This window comes from Pseudoalteromonas sp. TAP-3C, assembly GCF_059888565.1.
In genome coordinates this window covers 3073284-3088641 of sequence record NZ_CM187618.1, presented here as the reverse complement: position 1 = coordinate 3088641, position 15358 = coordinate 3073284, and the positions used below count along the sequence as shown (strand labels likewise).

The 15358-nt window shown below is 39.7% G+C and carries 16 protein-coding genes; 15 read left to right on the top strand and 1 reads right to left on the bottom strand.

Going from position 1 to position 15358, the window contains the following annotated elements:
• Nucleotides 1-20 precede the first annotated feature (20 nt).
• The 5 genes from lexA to AC6H44_RS14470 all read left to right on the top strand — a co-directional run bounded on the left by lexA (nucleotide 21) and on the right by AC6H44_RS14470 (nucleotide 5191).
• On the top strand, nucleotides 21-638 hold the full coding sequence (gene lexA / locus AC6H44_RS14490) for a transcriptional repressor LexA (RefSeq protein ID WP_500736342.1): 618 nt from the start codon (nucleotides 21-23) through the stop codon (nucleotides 636-638).
• 378 nt (nucleotides 639-1016) lie between these two features.
• Nucleotides 1017-2165 carry a cytochrome c oxidase subunit II gene (coxB, locus tag AC6H44_RS14485; RefSeq protein WP_500736341.1) on the top strand — a complete coding sequence of 383 codons (1149 nt, stop codon included), beginning with the start codon at nucleotides 1017-1019 and terminating at the stop codon, nucleotides 2163-2165.
• Nucleotides 2158-3750, top strand: coding sequence for a cytochrome c oxidase subunit I (gene ctaD, locus AC6H44_RS14480; protein WP_500736340.1), 1593 nt, complete (start codon nucleotides 2158-2160; stop codon nucleotides 3748-3750). Before coxB ends, ctaD begins: the two co-directional genes overlap by 8 nt.
• Nucleotides 3750-4280 (top strand): cytochrome c oxidase assembly protein, encoded by a 531-nt coding sequence (locus AC6H44_RS14475; RefSeq protein WP_500736339.1) that lies wholly within the window; start codon nucleotides 3750-3752, stop codon nucleotides 4278-4280. The genes ctaD and AC6H44_RS14475 overlap by 1 nt, the downstream gene beginning before the upstream one ends.
• Before the next feature lie 35 nt (nucleotides 4281-4315).
• Entirely contained in the window at nucleotides 4316-5191 is an 876-nt protein-coding gene (locus AC6H44_RS14470; RefSeq protein ID WP_500736337.1) for a cytochrome c oxidase subunit 3, read from the top strand.
• On the opposite strand, the gene AC6H44_RS14465 is transcribed toward AC6H44_RS14470, so the two are convergent.
• Nucleotides 5094-5402, bottom strand: coding sequence for a DUF2909 domain-containing protein (locus AC6H44_RS14465; RefSeq protein WP_500736335.1), 309 nt, complete (start codon nucleotides 5400-5402; stop codon nucleotides 5094-5096). The two genes, AC6H44_RS14470 and AC6H44_RS14465, sit on opposite strands and share 98 nt — an antisense overlap.
• Nucleotides 5403-5414: 12 nt before the next feature.
• Between AC6H44_RS14465 and AC6H44_RS14460 the strand changes: the two genes are divergently transcribed.
• The 10 genes from AC6H44_RS14460 (at nucleotide 5415) to AC6H44_RS14415 (ending at nucleotide 15310) form a co-directional block, all read left to right on the top strand.
• The gene (locus AC6H44_RS14460; RefSeq protein WP_500736334.1) at nucleotides 5415-6155 is read left to right on the top strand and encodes an SURF1 family protein; all 741 of its coding nucleotides are present in this window, start codon (nucleotides 5415-5417) and stop codon (nucleotides 6153-6155) included.
• Nucleotides 6145-6639, top strand: a complete 495-nt coding sequence (locus tag AC6H44_RS14455) for a transmembrane cytochrome oxidase associated protein (RefSeq protein ID WP_500736333.1) — start codon at nucleotides 6145-6147, stop codon at nucleotides 6637-6639. Before AC6H44_RS14460 ends, AC6H44_RS14455 begins: the two co-directional genes overlap by 11 nt.
• 12 nt (nucleotides 6640-6651) lie before the next feature.
• Entirely contained in the window at nucleotides 6652-7641 is a 990-nt protein-coding gene (locus AC6H44_RS14450) for a COX15/CtaA family protein (protein ID WP_500736332.1), read from the top strand.
• Between the two features lie 12 nt (nucleotides 7642-7653).
• Nucleotides 7654-8583 carry a heme o synthase gene (gene cyoE, locus AC6H44_RS14445; protein WP_500736331.1) on the top strand — a complete coding sequence of 310 codons (930 nt, stop codon included), beginning with the start codon at nucleotides 7654-7656 and terminating at the stop codon, nucleotides 8581-8583.
• Nucleotides 8580-9197 carry an SCO family protein gene (locus AC6H44_RS14440; RefSeq protein WP_500736330.1) on the top strand — a complete coding sequence of 206 codons (618 nt, stop codon included), beginning with the start codon at nucleotides 8580-8582 and terminating at the stop codon, nucleotides 9195-9197. Before cyoE ends, AC6H44_RS14440 begins: the two co-directional genes overlap by 4 nt.
• Nucleotides 9198-9359: 162 nt before the next feature.
• The gene (locus tag AC6H44_RS14435; RefSeq protein ID WP_500736328.1) at nucleotides 9360-9632 is read left to right on the top strand and encodes an STAS domain-containing protein; all 273 of its coding nucleotides are present in this window, start codon (nucleotides 9360-9362) and stop codon (nucleotides 9630-9632) included.
• Between the two features lie 8 nt (nucleotides 9633-9640).
• A complete protein-coding gene (locus AC6H44_RS14430) occupies nucleotides 9641-10003 on the top strand; it encodes a response regulator (protein ID WP_008465588.1) in 363 nt (120 codons plus the stop codon).
• A gap of 14 nt (nucleotides 10004-10017) precedes the next feature.
• Nucleotides 10018-12111, top strand: coding sequence for a chemotaxis protein CheA (locus tag AC6H44_RS14425; RefSeq protein ID WP_500736327.1), 2094 nt, complete (start codon nucleotides 10018-10020; stop codon nucleotides 12109-12111).
• Entirely contained in the window at nucleotides 12093-12572 is a 480-nt protein-coding gene (locus AC6H44_RS14420) for a chemotaxis protein CheW (RefSeq protein ID WP_500736325.1), read from the top strand. The genes AC6H44_RS14425 and AC6H44_RS14420 overlap by 19 nt, the downstream gene beginning before the upstream one ends.
• A gap of 38 nt (nucleotides 12573-12610) precedes the next feature.
• Nucleotides 12611-15310: a methyl-accepting chemotaxis protein gene (locus tag AC6H44_RS14415; protein WP_500736324.1), complete on the top strand. Its 2700-nt coding sequence runs from the start codon at nucleotides 12611-12613 to the stop codon at nucleotides 15308-15310.
• Nucleotides 15311-15358: the final 48 nt, after the last annotated feature.

Below are 15358 nucleotides of genomic sequence, written 5' to 3'. Positions count from 1 at the left end.
CTGTATGGAAAACCAGTTGTATGCGACCATTAACGAAACGCCAAGCGCAAATACTCGAACTTATCAAAGTGTTTATTAAAGACACTGGTATGCCTCCTACACGTGCCGAAATTGCACAAACACTGGGTTTTAAAAGTGCGAACGCTGCAGAAGAGCATCTAAAAGCATTGGCTAAAAAAGGTGTGATTAAAATGAAGCCGGGCGCAAGTCGCGGTATTCAACTTGTTGAAGAAGGAGAACCCGAGCAACTGGGCTTACCTTTAATTGGTCGGGTTGCTGCAGGTGAGCCAATATTGGCGCAACAGCATGTAGAAAGCCACTGTAAAATTGATCCTTTAATGTTTAAACCCGCGGCTGATTTTTTACTGCGCGTTAACGGTATGAGTATGAAAGACATTGGCATTATGGATGGTGACTTATTGGCTGTTCATCGAACTCAAGTTGCTGAAAATGGTCAAGTTATTGTTGCTCGAGTAGGTGACGATGTAACGGTTAAACGCCTAGAAAAAGCGGGTAGAAAAGTATTTTTACACGCTGAAAATGACGAATTTAAGGCTATTGAAGTCGATTTAAAAAATGAGTCATTCAATATTGAAGGCTTAGCGGTAGGCGTTATTCGTAACGCTGACTGGATGTAATACTAAAGCATAATTTAGCGTTTAATGTTAATTAGGCGCTGGATTTATTTTAATCATGATATTTTTATATTTTTTCTGCTGTTATTTCAACAAACCCCTTACTAAACCTTACTCTCAGATTAATTACCTCATTAGTTACTCTTTTTTTTTGCTACGCTTTTTAAAACAAACACTGTTTATTTTTTATACCAAACTTGCTTATTGTTTATTTTTTAACTACTTATTAAATGGCTGGACTAAAAAAAACTCACAGCAAATTAGTTTTGAGAACACACATTTAAAAATCCAGCTCCATGTAAAAAATAAAAATAACGAATAGGCGTTTAAGCCGTATGCCTCTTCGCTTTGCGTCAGCAATAGCATTAAAGGAGCCTTCACATGGGTAAGCTTAGTTCTTCCTTGTGGCTTATATTATTAGTTTTTTCGCAAAATGTGCTTGCTAATAGCCAATATAATATGCGTAAAGGCGTAACTGATATAAGTAATAATGTATATCAACTGCACATGACTATTTTTTTAATATGTTGTGTGATTGGGGTGATTGTGTTTGCCATTATGTTCTGGGCACTCATTCATCACCGTAAATCTAAAGGGGCGGTTCCAGCCCAATTTCATGAAAGCACCAAAGTAGAAATACTATGGACTGCGATTCCTTTTGTCATATTAATTGTTATGGCTATTCCTGCGACTAAAACCTTGATTGCGATGGAGGATGCTAGCAAAGCCGATTTGACCATTAAAATTACAGGATCACAGTGGAAGTGGCACTATGAATACATGGGAGAGGATGTTGAATTTTATTCAATGCTGGCAACCACTCAGGATGAAATAACTAATTTATCTGATAAAAACCCTAATTATTTACTCGAAGTAGATAAACCACTGGTGCTTCCTATTAATCAAAAAGTGCGTTTTTTAATGACCTCGGATGATGTAATTCACTCATGGTGGGTGCCTGATTTTGCCGTTAAAAAAGATGCTAATCCCGGTTTTATTAACGAAACCTGGACTAATATTAATGAGGTCGGTACCTACCGTGGGCAGTGTGCAGAGTTGTGTGGGAAAGATCACGGCTTTATGCCCGTTGTGGTAGAAGCAAAAACAGAAGAAGACTTCAAAACGTGGTTAGCTGAGGCTAAACAAGCGAAACAAAAGGCGGCTGCTGAAAATGCTGCATTGCTTGATCAAACTGTACCAAAAGAGGAGCTGATGGCGCTTGGTGAGCAAGTTTATATGGCGAGCTGCGCGGCGTGCCATCAACCAACAGGCTTGGGTTTAGCGGGAGTTTTTCCGGCGCTTAAAGGTAGCCCAATAGTCATAGGTGATATCAAAGGACATATTGATATTTTGCTTCACGGTAAACCAGGTACTGCTATGCAATCTTTTGCCAAGCAATTATCCATAAAGCAAATAGCCGCCGTTATTACTTATAAGCGCAATGCGTGGGGTAACGATACCGGTGAAGTAATTCAACCAAGTGAGATACAAGCGGCAATAGACGCTGATGAGGAGGTAAATAATGAGTAGCATTGCGGAACAATCAAACACCAATGAGGCTCACCATGCTCATCAACCTGCTACAGGTTTTAAACGCTGGTTATTTACGACTAATCATAAAGATATAGGCAGTTTATATTTAATTTTTTCACTTACCATGTTTTTAATTGGTGGGGCTATGGCCATGGTGATTCGGGCTGAGTTATTTCAACCAGGTTTGCAGCTTGTAGATCCACACTTTTTTAATCAAATGACCACAGTGCATGGGCTAATAATGGTATTTGGTGCGGTTATGCCTGCCTTTACTGGGCTTGCTAATTGGATGATACCATTAATGATTGGCGCACCAGATATGGCGCTACCTAGAATGAATAACTGGAGTTTTTGGATTTTACCGTTTGCCTTTTTAATTTTATTAGCATCATTATTTATGCCCGGTGGCGGCCCAGCATTTGGTTGGACATTTTACGCACCACTATCAACTACATTTAGTAGCGACAGCACGGCTTTATTTGTTTTTTCAGTTCATATAATGGGGATTAGTTCGATTATGGGGGCCATTAATGTTGTTGTCACCATAGTCAATATGCGGGCTCCCGGTATGACGTGGATGAAACTCCCTTTGTTTGTTTGGACATGGTTGATTACTGCTTTTTTACTTATTGCGGTAATGCCGGTACTTGCTGGTGCTGTTACTATGGTGCTCACCGATAAATACTTTGCAACTAGCTTTTTTGATGCCGCGGGTGGTGGTGATCCAGTGATGTTCCAGCATATTTTTTGGTTTTTTGGTCATCCTGAAGTTTACATTATGATTTTGCCTGCCTTTGGTATTATTTCTACGATTGTTCCTACATTTTCACGTAAAAAATTATTTGGTTATGCCTCTATGGTATATGCCACTTCTTCGATTGCACTATTAAGCTTTATTGTGTGGGCGCATCACATGTTTACCACAGGAATGCCCGTAGCTGGTGAGTTGTTTTTTATGTACGCCACTATGCTGATATCGGTGCCAACGGGGGTAAAAGTATTTAACTGGGTAGCGACTATGTGGCGCGGCTCAATTAGCTTTGAAGTGCCCATGCTGTTTAGTATCGCATTTATTGTATTGTTTACTTTAGGGGGCTTTTCGGGGTTGATGCTAGCGATTACACCTGCTGATTTCCAGTATCATGATACCTATTTCGTGGTTGCACATTTTCACTATGTATTAGTCACAGGCGCGGTATTTTCGATTATGGCGGGAGCTTATTATTGGCTGCCAAAATGGACTGGGAATATGTTCAATATTACCTTGGCAAAATGGCATTTTTGGTTGTCGTTAGTAAGCGTTAATGTGTTGTTTTTCCCAATGCACTTTGTGGGCTTGGCAGGTATGCCCCGCCGTATCCCAGATTATGCGCTGCAGTTTGCTGACTTTAACGCCATTATTAGTATTGGTGGGTTTGCCTTTGGTTTATCGCAATTACTGTTTGTTGTGGTTGTGTATAAATGCGCAAAAGGGGGCGACAAAGTGCCTGCAAAAGTTTGGGATGGTGCACAGGGGCTTGAATGGGAGGTCGATTCGCCAGCACCGTATCATACTTTCTCAACACCGCCGGACATAAAATAATGACTCATCTGCCGCTTTTAAAAAAGCTCGTGCTTGTTTGCATTGCAATGTTTGCGTTTGCATTTGCCATGGTGCCTTTGTATGACGTGTTTTGCGATATAACGGGGCTCAATGGTAAACCCTCGTTAGAGCAAGCACAGCAAAGTACCTTGGTCACTGAAAACAGAAAAGTAAGCGTGAGTTTTACCACACATGCGCAAAGTGGAGCGCCTTTTGAGGTTAAATCTAAAGAATACAGTGTGGATGTAAAGCCCGGTGAAATGCGTGAGGTTATGTTTAGCGCAAAAAATAGCAGCAATACGGATAGAGTAATGCAGGCAATACCATCGGTGGCACCAGGTAAAGCAGCTAAATATTTACACAAAATAGCCTGTTTTTGTTTTGATCAGCAACCGTTAAAAGCGGGTGAGGAGCTAGAATTTAAACTACTTTTTTATGTCGATACGGAGTTACCTGATGATGTAGAGGAATTAACTTTGTCTTATACCGTATTTGATATTAGCGAACGGCTAGTAGCGAGCAATAACTAGCTTATAAAACTAGTGAAAAACTAGGAGCAAATAAAATGAATCAAAAATATGAACGTTACTATGTACCGGATCAAAGTCCATGGCCAATTGTTGGTGCTGTTGCGTTATTTTTTATTGCAATCGGCGCGGCATTCACAGTAATGGAAATGGGTAAAGAAAGCGGTAGCGGTGTTTACTTACTCTGTGTAGGTATTGTTATATTGCTTTATATGTTGTTTAACTGGTTTAAAAATGTGATTCAAGAATCGCATCAAGGTTTATATTCTGCACAAATGGATCGTTCATTTAGGCAAGGTATGAGCTGGTTTATTTTTTCAGAAGTGATGTTTTTTATGGCCTTTTTTGGGGCGCTTTTTTATGCCCGCATGTTTTCTGTGCCTTGGCTTGGCGGCGCTGACAACAACGCAATGACCAACGAAGTGCTATGGCCCACTTTTGAAGCTATGTGGCCATTGTTAAATACCCCAGGGGGCACCACTACACAAGCTATGGGCTGGCAAGGATTGCCGCTTATTAATACCCTTATCTTATTAGTTTCATCGGTCACTTTGCACTTTGCTCACGTGGCGATGGAAAATAACAAACGCACCCCACTTAAGGTTTTTTTAGGCGTGACTATTTTATTAGGTGTGTGTTTTTTAGGGCTGCAAGTAGAAGAATATATTTATGCTTATAACGACCTTAACTTAACGCTTGATGCTGGCATTTATGGTAATACTTTTTATTTGTTAACCGGTTTTCACGGCATACATGTCACCTTAGGGACGATTATTTTATTAATCGTCTTTCTACGTATTTTAAAAGGGCATTTCACTAAAAATAAGCACTTCGCCTTTCAAGCTGCGGCATGGTATTGGCATTTTGTTGATGTTGTTTGGTTGTGTTTATTTGTATTTGTGTATGTGCTTTAGTGATTAAAGGTGACTGATTTGCTGTAATAAAACCTAATTTTAATGCGGCAATTACCATCACTAATAGCACGACAGAAAATAACACCCGACGCCCTAAAAAGTGCGACATTGGATGTCCGTTTGTTTTTCCTGACACCATAATAAATAAAGCACGAAATAAATTAAACACTATAAATAATAACAGTAGCACAATAATAACTTTAATAATCACTGGATTTACCTTATGCGGTTAGTTGTATTAAACAAACAAAAGTTTAGCTCAATAATGACAGTTTGCCTGGTTGTTGTTGTGGTACTGGTTTGTATGCGTTTAGGGTTTTGGCAGATACAAAGAGCAGAGCAAAAACAGCAGCAACTCAATGCGATCGAAAAAATACAACAGCAAGGAGTGATGAGCTGGGAGCAATTGCAGCAGCTACCAAAAGAGTGGAACAAAACCGGTGTATTAGTCTCGTTAAGTGGCTATTTTGATACCAACAATTATTGGCTGCTCGATAACCAAATTTATAACGGCCAGGTTGGGTATGATTTACTGGCGTTATTAAAGCTAGCCAATGAGCCGCGCTTTTTGTTAGTGAATTTAGGATGGGTAAAAGCAGCCATCGCCAGAGATAGCTTGCCAAATGTTGCAATACCCAGTGGTAAATTTACGTTAACAGCTCAAATTAAGGAAGATAATTTAAGTGGTTTTACTTTGGCTAATAGTCATACCCAGTTAGATTTAGCCAAACGGATTCAAGTTATTGAACTGCAAACACTCAGTAACCAATCTCAGCGACCTTTGATGGATTTTATGGCTTACCGCCAAGGCCCAGCTGATGAAATTGCTGCCCCTCATTATCAAGCTGTTGTTATGAGTCCAGAAAAACATTATGCCTACTCAGTACAGTGGTTTTTAATTGCAATTGCCTGTGTGGTGGTCGCTATTTTTGCAAGCAAAAAGAGGATAAATAATGAAAAATAAACCCCTGTTACTGTTTGTTGTATGTTGTGCCATTCCGTTAGTTTTAGCCTACAGCGCATTAAAACTAGATTGGCTGCCAACAGCAATTACAAATCATGGTGAATTCTTAAAGCGTGAAATTAAACTAGAAAATTGGGCGCAACATAATCCTAAACAATGGACCATAGCTTTAAATTATTCAGCACAGTGCAAAGCGTCTTGCGCTGAACAATTAGCTGCGCTAGACAATTTATATGTTGCCCTTGGCAAAAACCAACACAAAGTTGATATGGCTATTATGGGACAGCCTGAGGTAGTTACAACGCGTTGGCATGTTATTGATGAGCAACAGCAGTTAAAGCCCGCTAGTTTGTATTTAATCGATCATATGGGGCTAATTGTACTGGAGTATCCATTTAGTTCTCAACCACAAGAAAACCGTTTGATCCAAAAAGGATTGTTAAAAGATTTAAAAAAATTACTTAATTACGCTCGTTCAAGCTAAGTAGAGGATGCTATGTATAAAAACTATAAAAATTTGGTATTAGCAACGGGTTTATTCGCATTAGTTGTGGTGGCTTTGGGCGCATATACACGTTTAAGTGATTCAGGATTAGGTTGTCCTGATTGGCCTGGTTGCTACGGCTTTTTAACCGTACCTAAACACGAAGCTGATATTGCGCAAGCGATTCAGAGTTTCCCTGATATGATGTTTGAAAAGGCTAAAGCATGGACTGAAATGGTGCATCGTTATTTTGCAGGCACGCTTGGGATACTCATTTTGATACTGTTTATCCTAGCCTTTGTAAAACGCCATTATCCGACCACCCCTGTTAAATTGCCTATGGTACTGCTATTGCTTGTTATTTTTCAGGCAGCATTAGGGATGTGGACTGTCACCATGAACTTGCAACCTCTTATTGTAATGGGGCATTTACTCGGAGGGTTTAGTATTTTAGCGCTATTAACGCTGTTGTATTTACGCTTAACAAGCCCGCCTATTGCGGGCGGTGATGCAGGTGCAAAGCCCCACTTTAAGTTAAGTTTGGTGGCATTAACGGTGCTAATTTTGCAAATAGCTCTCGGTGGCTGGTTAGCGGCTAATTATGCCGCGCCACATTGCAATGGCTTACCGCTGTGTAGTTATGCCCAGCCATTTTCACTCAGTAGTGTTTTTCAGCTCCCCCTTGAGCACAGTAATTATGAATTTGGTGTGTTGTCGCAACAAGCGCGTATGTCTATTCATTTACTGCATCGTATATGGGCCTTAGTTACCTGTATTGTTTTAGCCTTAGTGATGTGGCGTATATACAGTCATGCGTATTCACAAAAAATTAAAAGTTGTGCTGTGAGCGTGTTGGTGGCGTTATTTTGCCAAATTGCTTTAGGGTTAGCCGTTGTACATTTTCACTTTCCGCTCAGTGTGGCACTGGCGCATAACTTAATGGCTGCCATACTGTTATTAACTATGGTTAGATTATGTTACTACCTAAAAGTACGCATATAAAGGAGAGTGGTTATGGCACTTACAATTAATAAAAAAGCAATTCGGCCTGTTTATAACGTACCGCTGTTTACTAAAAGCTACCACTTAATCCAAGATTACTTGGCGATTAGTAAGTTTAAAGTAGTGGCCATGCTAGTGTTAACCGCATGGGTAGGTTTAGCACTGGCCCCTGATGTTGGCAGAGGTGTTGGGGTTCAGTTTATCAGTTTATTAGGGATTGGGTTGCTCTCAGCCGCCGCCGCAGTCATCAATCATGTGGTTGATAGTGAAATTGATAGTAAAATGGCACGCACGCGCCATCGTCCTGTAGCCAAAGGACGTTTAAGCAAATTACATGCGCTAAGCTTTGCGGCTGTGATTGGTGTTGCTGGATTTATTATGCTGATGCTGTGGGCAAATACGCTCACAGCAATACTCACCTTATTTGCACTTGTTGGTTATGCGTTTATTTATACGTCGTTTTTAAAGCGTGCAACGCCACAAAATATAGTGATTGGTGGCTTGGCAGGCGCCATGCCACCATTACTGGGCTGGGTATCAGAAACCAATCAAATGGCGGCAGCCCCGTGGTTACTGGTAATGATTATATTTACTTGGACTCCACCGCATTTTTGGGCCTTAGCTATTGCGCGTAAAAGTGATTATGAACGCGCTAAAATTCCCATGCTACCAGTGACTCATGGTATCGACTTTTGTAAAACGTGTGTGCTGGCATACTCGGTGTTACTGGCTGTTGTATGTGTGCTGCCTTACTTGATAGGCATGTCGGGGCTTATTTATTTAAGTGGGGCATGTATCCTCAATATTGTATTTATATACAAAGCGCTTAATTTAAAATTTGCCGCTAAAGAAGGTACTGCAATGGATTTATTTCGTTTTTCGATTGTGCATTTAATGGTACTCTTTATCATCTTATTTATAGATAAATGGTTAGTAATATGAAGCTGTTATGGTTTGGTTTAGTTGTTTTTTTGGTGCTGTTTTTACCAGCATGCGGTGAGAAAAAAAATCTACAAGATCTTGATGCGTTAGTGTATGAAACCGCAAAGCCGTTATCTGATTTCTTACTGAATGATCAGCAAGGGCAGCCAGTAACCAAGCAGCAGTTTTTAGGCCAATGGAACTTAGTGTTTTTAGGGTATACGAGTTGTCCAGATATTTGCCCTATGACACTTGCTAAGCTCAATAATGTTTATGAAAATTTACAAGCACAATATCCATTGCAAGTATGGTTTATATCGGTTGATCCTAAACGTGATACCGCCCAAAAACGCAAAGAGTACATAAACTATTTTAATCCTAACTTTCTAGCGGTATCGGGTGAGCATAAATATTTATTTCCATTTGTTCGTGAGCTCGGGTTAATTTACGCTATTAGTGATAATAATCAGCCTGAATATGCCGTTGATCACAGTGCATCTGTTGCTTTAATCGATGGTGATGGCGCATTAAGAGCCATTTTCAAGCCTGAGTTTAAGCAAGGTGATGTGCCATTAGTTAATACCAAAAAACTAACAACAGAATTCATCGAAATAGCAAACTACTATAAAAACTAGTTGTTACACGTTTAGCTATTTTAAGGGGGCTTTATGCCCCTTTTTATGTTTTTTATTTACTGATTTTAATTAATTGGTTATTTTTTAGCTGTTTTTATGGCGTTTTTCTTATCTCGGTCTAAGCTTTTGTTATGGATTGAGTTGATAGGGAAAAGCTTAAAAATGCTTAAACTTCCAAACGAGCTTTCAATTGTTCAAGTTGACGTTTTACACCAAGATTTATTAAGTGAACTTAATAACAGCCGAGATATTTGTCTAGATGTTAGCGATGTTATGTTTGCTGATACAGCCTCAGTTCAACTTCTTTGCGCCCTACAAAAACACCTTCTTACAATCAATCAAAAAATTGCCTGGGTTGGAAGCAGTGAAACATTAACCAATGTCATTAAACAACTCGGTTTAAGTGAATATTTAGCATTGGAAAGTATTAACTAGAGGTTTATATGAAAAGAATTTTAGCTGTCGATGATTCTGCATCAATGCGTCAAATGGTGAGTTTTACGTTAAAAACAGCGGGATTTGATGTTACCGAAGCCAAAGATGGCAGCGAGGCATTAGCAATTGCCAAGCAACAAGGTTTTGATGCAGTTATTTCTGATGTAAACATGCCAATTATGGATGGTATCACGCTTATTAGAGAATTAAGGGGATTACCAGATTATAAGTTTACACCGTTGCTTATGTTAACTACAGAATCGGGAATGGATAAAAAAGTAGAGGGCAAGGCCGCAGGTGCAACGGGTTGGATTGTAAAGCCTTTTAATCCAGAGCAATTATTAGCCGTGCTAAAAAAAGTAATCCGCTAATCTAGGAGTGCGCTGTGAGTATTGATTTAAGTCAGTTTTTTGAAGTGTTCTTTGAAGAGAGTTTTGAAGGCCTCGATATTATGGAGACTGAATTACTCAACTTAGTGCCAGGTGAAGAAGACTTAGAAACTATTAATACTATTTTTAGAGCGGCACATTCAATAAAAGGCGGCAGTGCGACTTTTGGGTTCAGTTCAATCGCAAACTTTACCCATGTGATGGAAACATTACTGGATCAAATTCGTGAAGGTGAACTTAATATAAGTAGTGAGCATATTAACCTGTTACTTAAATCAATTGACTGTTTGAGGTCGTTGCTAAGTTCATTAAAAGTACAAGAAGAGCCCGATTTAACTCAAGCAGACTCTTTACGAGAAGAGTTTGAAAAATTACTGGGAATGCCTAAAGTTAGCGCTCAAGTTGAACAGGAAGACGCTGAACACGTTATTGTCAATACTTATCAAATTGACTTTAAACCCCACTTTCATCTATTTAAAACAGGTAATGAGCCGTTATTTATGATCAGCGAATTAGCTGAACTTGGTGAATTGGAGGTACAAGCTTTTACCGATGCCATACCTGACATTAAAGATTTAACGAGTGATGAGTGCTTTTTATATTGGCGATTTTTTTTAAATACCCCCCGCGATGAGCAAGCAATTAAAGAAATTTTTGAATGGGTAGAGGACGACGCAGATATTAAAATCGAGTTGTGTGGGGGGATATTTAATAATGCTAAAACCGAAGAAGTAAAGAGTGTGATTAACGAGCCCATGAGTGAGGTAGAGGCTCCACAACTAACTGAACAGCCCAAAGCGAATAAAGTAAAGGCACCTATCAATGCGCCCAACGCAAAAGCCGCACCTGAATCAACCTCTATTCGTGTTGGCATTGATAAGGTCGACTCATTAATTAATATGGTCGGTGAGCTGGTTATTACACAAGCAATGTTAAATCAGCTTAGCGAACAAGAGATGACGCCGACTACGGTCACTTCACTGCAAGAAGGATTAGCTCAATTAGCACACAATACCCGCGACCTTCAAGAAAACGTAATGCGTATTCGCATGCTGCCGATTAATTTTGTTTTTAGTCGATTTCCACGCTTAGTGCGTGATATTGCGCAAAAGCTAAATAAAGAAGTGGAGTTAAAGTTAATCGGAGAGCAAACAGAGTTAGATAAAACAGTGATGGAAAAAATATCTGATCCTATGGTGCATTTAGTAAGAAACTCATTGGATCATGGTATTGAAACCGTTGAAAAGCGCCTTGCGGCAGGTAAAAACCCGGTTGGCAAGGTAACGTTAAATGCTTTTCATCAAGGCGGCAATATCGTCATTGAAATCATGGATGATGGCCAAGGGCTAAATACACAAAAAATCAAAGAAAAGGCTATTGCCAACGAGGTGATAGCCGCTGATAGTGAATTAACTGACGATGAAATTAACGAGCTTATTTTTATGCCAGGGTTTTCTACTGCGGATGAGGTCAGTGATTTATCTGGGCGTGGAGTGGGTATGGACGTGGTTAAACGTAACATTCAATCTTTAAATGGGTCAGTAGAGGTGACATCCGCGGCAGGTATTGGCTCAACGTTTACGATTCGTTTACCCCTGACATTGGCTATTTTAGATGGCCAGTTAATTAAAGTAGCCCAGCACACTTACATTATTCCACTTATTTCAATCGTAGAATCATTACAAATTGATATCTCTAAAGTAAGTCGTGTCGGTAAAGATTTAGATGTACTAAGACTACGTGATGAGTACATTCCTATTTTGCGTTTATACGATATTTTTAATCACCAAAATGCGATTGAATCGTTGGATAAAACGCTCTTGGTGGTAGTGGAAAACGATAATCAAAAAGTAGGGGTACTGGTTGATGATTTACTTTCGCAACAGCAGGTGGTTATAAAAAGCTTAGAGGCTAATTACCATAAAGTTGATGGTGTGTCGGGGGCAACGATTCTTGGTGATGGGCGCGTATCGTTAATTTTAGATATCAATGGCTTAATTAAGCTTTCAGGATTAAAAAAACCAGGCAGCCTGACATTAAGCATTGAGCCATCGCCTATTTTGGAGGGGTCATGTTCTGTGAATCAGTAGACAGTAATATTGAACTGCAACGTAAAGAAGGTGTGAAGCAGTTCTTGACCTTTGTTATGGCACAAGAAGAGTATGCAGTAGATATATTAACAGTACAGGAAATCCGCAGTTGGGAAGACATAACTGCATTACCTAATGCACCTGAATATGTGAAAGGCGTAATTAATTTACGCGGCACAATTGTACCAATTATTGATTTGCGATTACGTTTTGGTCTACCTGTTATTGATTACGGGCCGCTAACAGTCGTGATTATCGTAAAGGTTGAGTTTGAACAAGAAAGTAAAGTTATGGGTATTACGGTAGATGCAGTAGCCGATGTGTATAGCATTGCCGAGCAGGACGCTAAAGCCGTTCCGAGTTTAACCCAAACTAATGAAAGTGAATATATAGCAGGGCTCGTTAGTGTAGGTGAAAAAATGATCGCACTGATCAACTTACAGGCAACAATGAGTATCTAACGCTAAATAAAGCAATTAACTTAAAGGTGGTGAAAAGCATGGGATGGTTTAGTAATTCAACACAGTCTGAATCAAATAATGATTTGATTATAAATGCATTGCATAAATCATTAGCAATCATTGAGTTTGAACCCAGTGGTAAAATAATTACAGCAAATACTAACTTTCTGCGTGTAATGGATTATTCACTCGTTGAAGTTCAAGATCAGCACCATTCTTTATTTGTTAGCCCCAGTGAAGTGCAAAGCAATGAATACCGTTTGTTCTGGCAACGCTTGAGCGCAGGTGAATTTATTGCTGATGAGTTTAAGCGTTATGATAAAAATGGCAAGGAAGTGTGGATCCAGGCTACTTATAATCCAGTTATAGACTCTAAGGGACAGGTAATTAAAGTGGTTAAATTTGCGACAGATATCACTAAACAAAAATTAGCAGCCGCAGAAGCAGCGTACCAAGTGGCTGCAATTAATAAGTCGCAAGCGGTAATTGAATTTAACTTAGATGGAAGCATTATTGACGCGAATGAAAACTTTCTAAATACAATGGGCTATCAGCTTAATGAGATCCAAGGTAAATATCATCGTTTATTTGTTTCTTCACAATATGCTAATAGTCCAGATTACCAAGCTTTTTGGAGCAAGCTTGCTCGAGGTGAATATGATAGCGGCGAGTATTTAAGATTCGACAAGCAGGGCCGTGAAGTTTGGCTTAGCGCCTCTTATAACCCTATTTTTGATATGGACGGTCGAGTATTAAAAGTTGTTAAGTACGCCACGGATATAACAGAGCAGAAAGCGCTGGAAAAAACGTCCAGGAAATCCGCTGATTTAGCTAATGCATTGAGAGTATGTCAAGCTAATATCATGACGGTTGATAATGATTTAAACATTATTTTTATGAATGATTGTTTAAAAGATATGTTTAAAGCACGTCTTAAAGAGCTACAAACAGCACTTCCTGATTTTTCGGTTTCTGGATTGATGGATGCTAAAGTCCACGATTTTCATAAAGAGTTAGCTGATAACCAAACAGTACTGAAGAGTTTGGAAGACCCTTATCAAATAACTCTCAAGCTGGCTGGCCTTATTTTTGATCTTACAATTTCTCCATGGGTAGATCGAGATGACAAGCGCTTAGGGCTTATTGTTGAATGGCAAGATATGACAGATGAGTTAGCTAAGGCTGAAACCGAGCATAAAAGAGCCCAAGAAAATTTACGTGTCCGTCGTGCACTAGATACTGTAGCCACCAGTACTATGATTGCAGACGCCTCAAATGTAATTATATATATCAATGATGCAGTTAAAAATATGATGAGCGTTGCGCAAAGTGATATACGTAAAGATATCCCTCATTTTGATAGCAATAATTTACTCAACCAAAATATTGATATTTTTCATAAAAGCTCTGAACACCAGCAAAACATGTTAGCTACACTGACAGACACCCATAGCACTGAAATTAAACTCGGCGATAGAACATTTGGTTTAGTTGCTAACCCCATCATTACTCCTAAAAATGAACGTATTGGTACGGTTGTTGAGTGGGAAGATAGAACAGCAGAAGTCGCTATTGAAAAAGAAATTGCCCAATTAGTGATTGCCGCCAGTAAAGGTGATTTAAATAGCCGAGTGGCTGAACAAGGTAAAGATGGTTTCTTTTTACGTTTAACCAAAGGTCTAAATAGCCTCGTAAAAGTGGTTGATGATGCGATTGCAGATACAGGCGATATGCTCGATGCAATGGCAAAAGGCGATTTATCTAAGCGAATAGAAAAAGAGTATCAAGGATCATTTGAAAGACTCAAAAAAGATGCAAATGCGACAGCTGATAAATTAACCGAAGTCATTAATCGAATTAGCTCATCGGCTAATTTAGTAGCCAGCGGTGCAGAAGAAATTTCACAAGGAAATGCTGATTTAAGTCAACGTACTGAAGAGCAGGCATCATCGTTAGAAGAAACGGCCTCAAGCATGGAAGAGCTGACCAGTACGGTTCGTCAAAATGCAGATAATGCCAAAGTAGCGAATGATTTAGCCGAAGAAACCTGCGATAAAGCAATCAAAGGTGGCGAGGTTGTTCACAAAGCAGTGACCAGTATGTCTGCCATTAATGACTCTAGTAAACGGATTGCTGACATTATTGGCGTTATAGATGAGATCGCATTTCAAACAAACTTACTAGCACTGAATGCTGCTGTCGAGGCTGCCAGAGCTGGCGAGCAGGGGCGTGGTTTTGCAGTGGTTGCTGGTGAGGTACGTAACTTAGCACAGCGTTCTGCTGGTGCTGCCAAAGAAATTAAAGAGTTAATTAGAGACAGCGTTGGCAAAGTTGCTGACGGTAGTGCACTTGTGAATGAATCTGGTGTGACGTTACAAGAGATTGTTGTGTCGGTAAAACGGGTGACGCAAATGATAGCCGACATTACTCAAGCCTCTGAAGAACAAAGCGCAGGTATTGAGCAGGTAAACAAAGCCGTATCTCAAATGGATGAAATGACCCAGCAAAATGCGGCCTTAGTTGAACAAGCATCAGCAGCGGGAGAATCAATGGCAGAGCAAGCTAATGAAATGCGTCGTTTGCTGCATTTTTTCTCGTTAGGAAAGCCAGATATGGCGGGTGTATCACCGATTATTCGAGCACCAGAAATAGCCCATAAGCAGAAAAATAGCTTTATCAGCAATAAGAGCAAAGGTGAAAACTTTGTAGATTCAGCTGAGGAGTGGGAAGAATTCTAAAGCTCAATTAGTCAGGCTCACGCAGTGTAATAACTGTGAATCTCTTTA

Excerpts from the sequence above, each read along its gene's own strand:
- lexA (WP_500736342.1), top strand. The coding sequence starts at position 21 with ATGCGACCATTAACGAAACGCCAAGCGCAAATACTCGAACTTATCAAA.
- coxB (WP_500736341.1), top strand. The coding sequence starts at position 1,017 with ATGGGTAAGCTTAGTTCTTCCTTGTGGCTTATATTATTAGTTTTTTCG.
- ctaD (WP_500736340.1), top strand. The coding sequence starts at position 2,158 with ATGAGTAGCATTGCGGAACAATCAAACACCAATGAGGCTCACCATGCT.
- AC6H44_RS14475 (WP_500736339.1), top strand. The coding sequence starts at position 3,750 with ATGACTCATCTGCCGCTTTTAAAAAAGCTCGTGCTTGTTTGCATTGCA.
- AC6H44_RS14470 (WP_500736337.1), top strand. The coding sequence starts at position 4,316 with ATGAATCAAAAATATGAACGTTACTATGTACCGGATCAAAGTCCATGG.
- AC6H44_RS14460 (WP_500736334.1), top strand. The coding sequence starts at position 5,415 with ATGCGGTTAGTTGTATTAAACAAACAAAAGTTTAGCTCAATAATGACA.
- AC6H44_RS14455 (WP_500736333.1), top strand. The coding sequence starts at position 6,145 with ATGAAAAATAAACCCCTGTTACTGTTTGTTGTATGTTGTGCCATTCCG.
- AC6H44_RS14450 (WP_500736332.1), top strand. The coding sequence starts at position 6,652 with ATGTATAAAAACTATAAAAATTTGGTATTAGCAACGGGTTTATTCGCA.
- cyoE (WP_500736331.1), top strand. The coding sequence starts at position 7,654 with ATGGCACTTACAATTAATAAAAAAGCAATTCGGCCTGTTTATAACGTA.
- AC6H44_RS14440 (WP_500736330.1), top strand. The coding sequence starts at position 8,580 with ATGAAGCTGTTATGGTTTGGTTTAGTTGTTTTTTTGGTGCTGTTTTTA.
- AC6H44_RS14435 (WP_500736328.1), top strand. The coding sequence starts at position 9,360 with ATGCTTAAACTTCCAAACGAGCTTTCAATTGTTCAAGTTGACGTTTTA.
- AC6H44_RS14430 (WP_008465588.1), top strand. The coding sequence starts at position 9,641 with ATGAAAAGAATTTTAGCTGTCGATGATTCTGCATCAATGCGTCAAATG.
- AC6H44_RS14420 (WP_500736325.1), top strand. The coding sequence starts at position 12,093 with ATGTTCTGTGAATCAGTAGACAGTAATATTGAACTGCAACGTAAAGAA.
- AC6H44_RS14415 (WP_500736324.1), top strand. The coding sequence starts at position 12,611 with ATGGGATGGTTTAGTAATTCAACACAGTCTGAATCAAATAATGATTTG.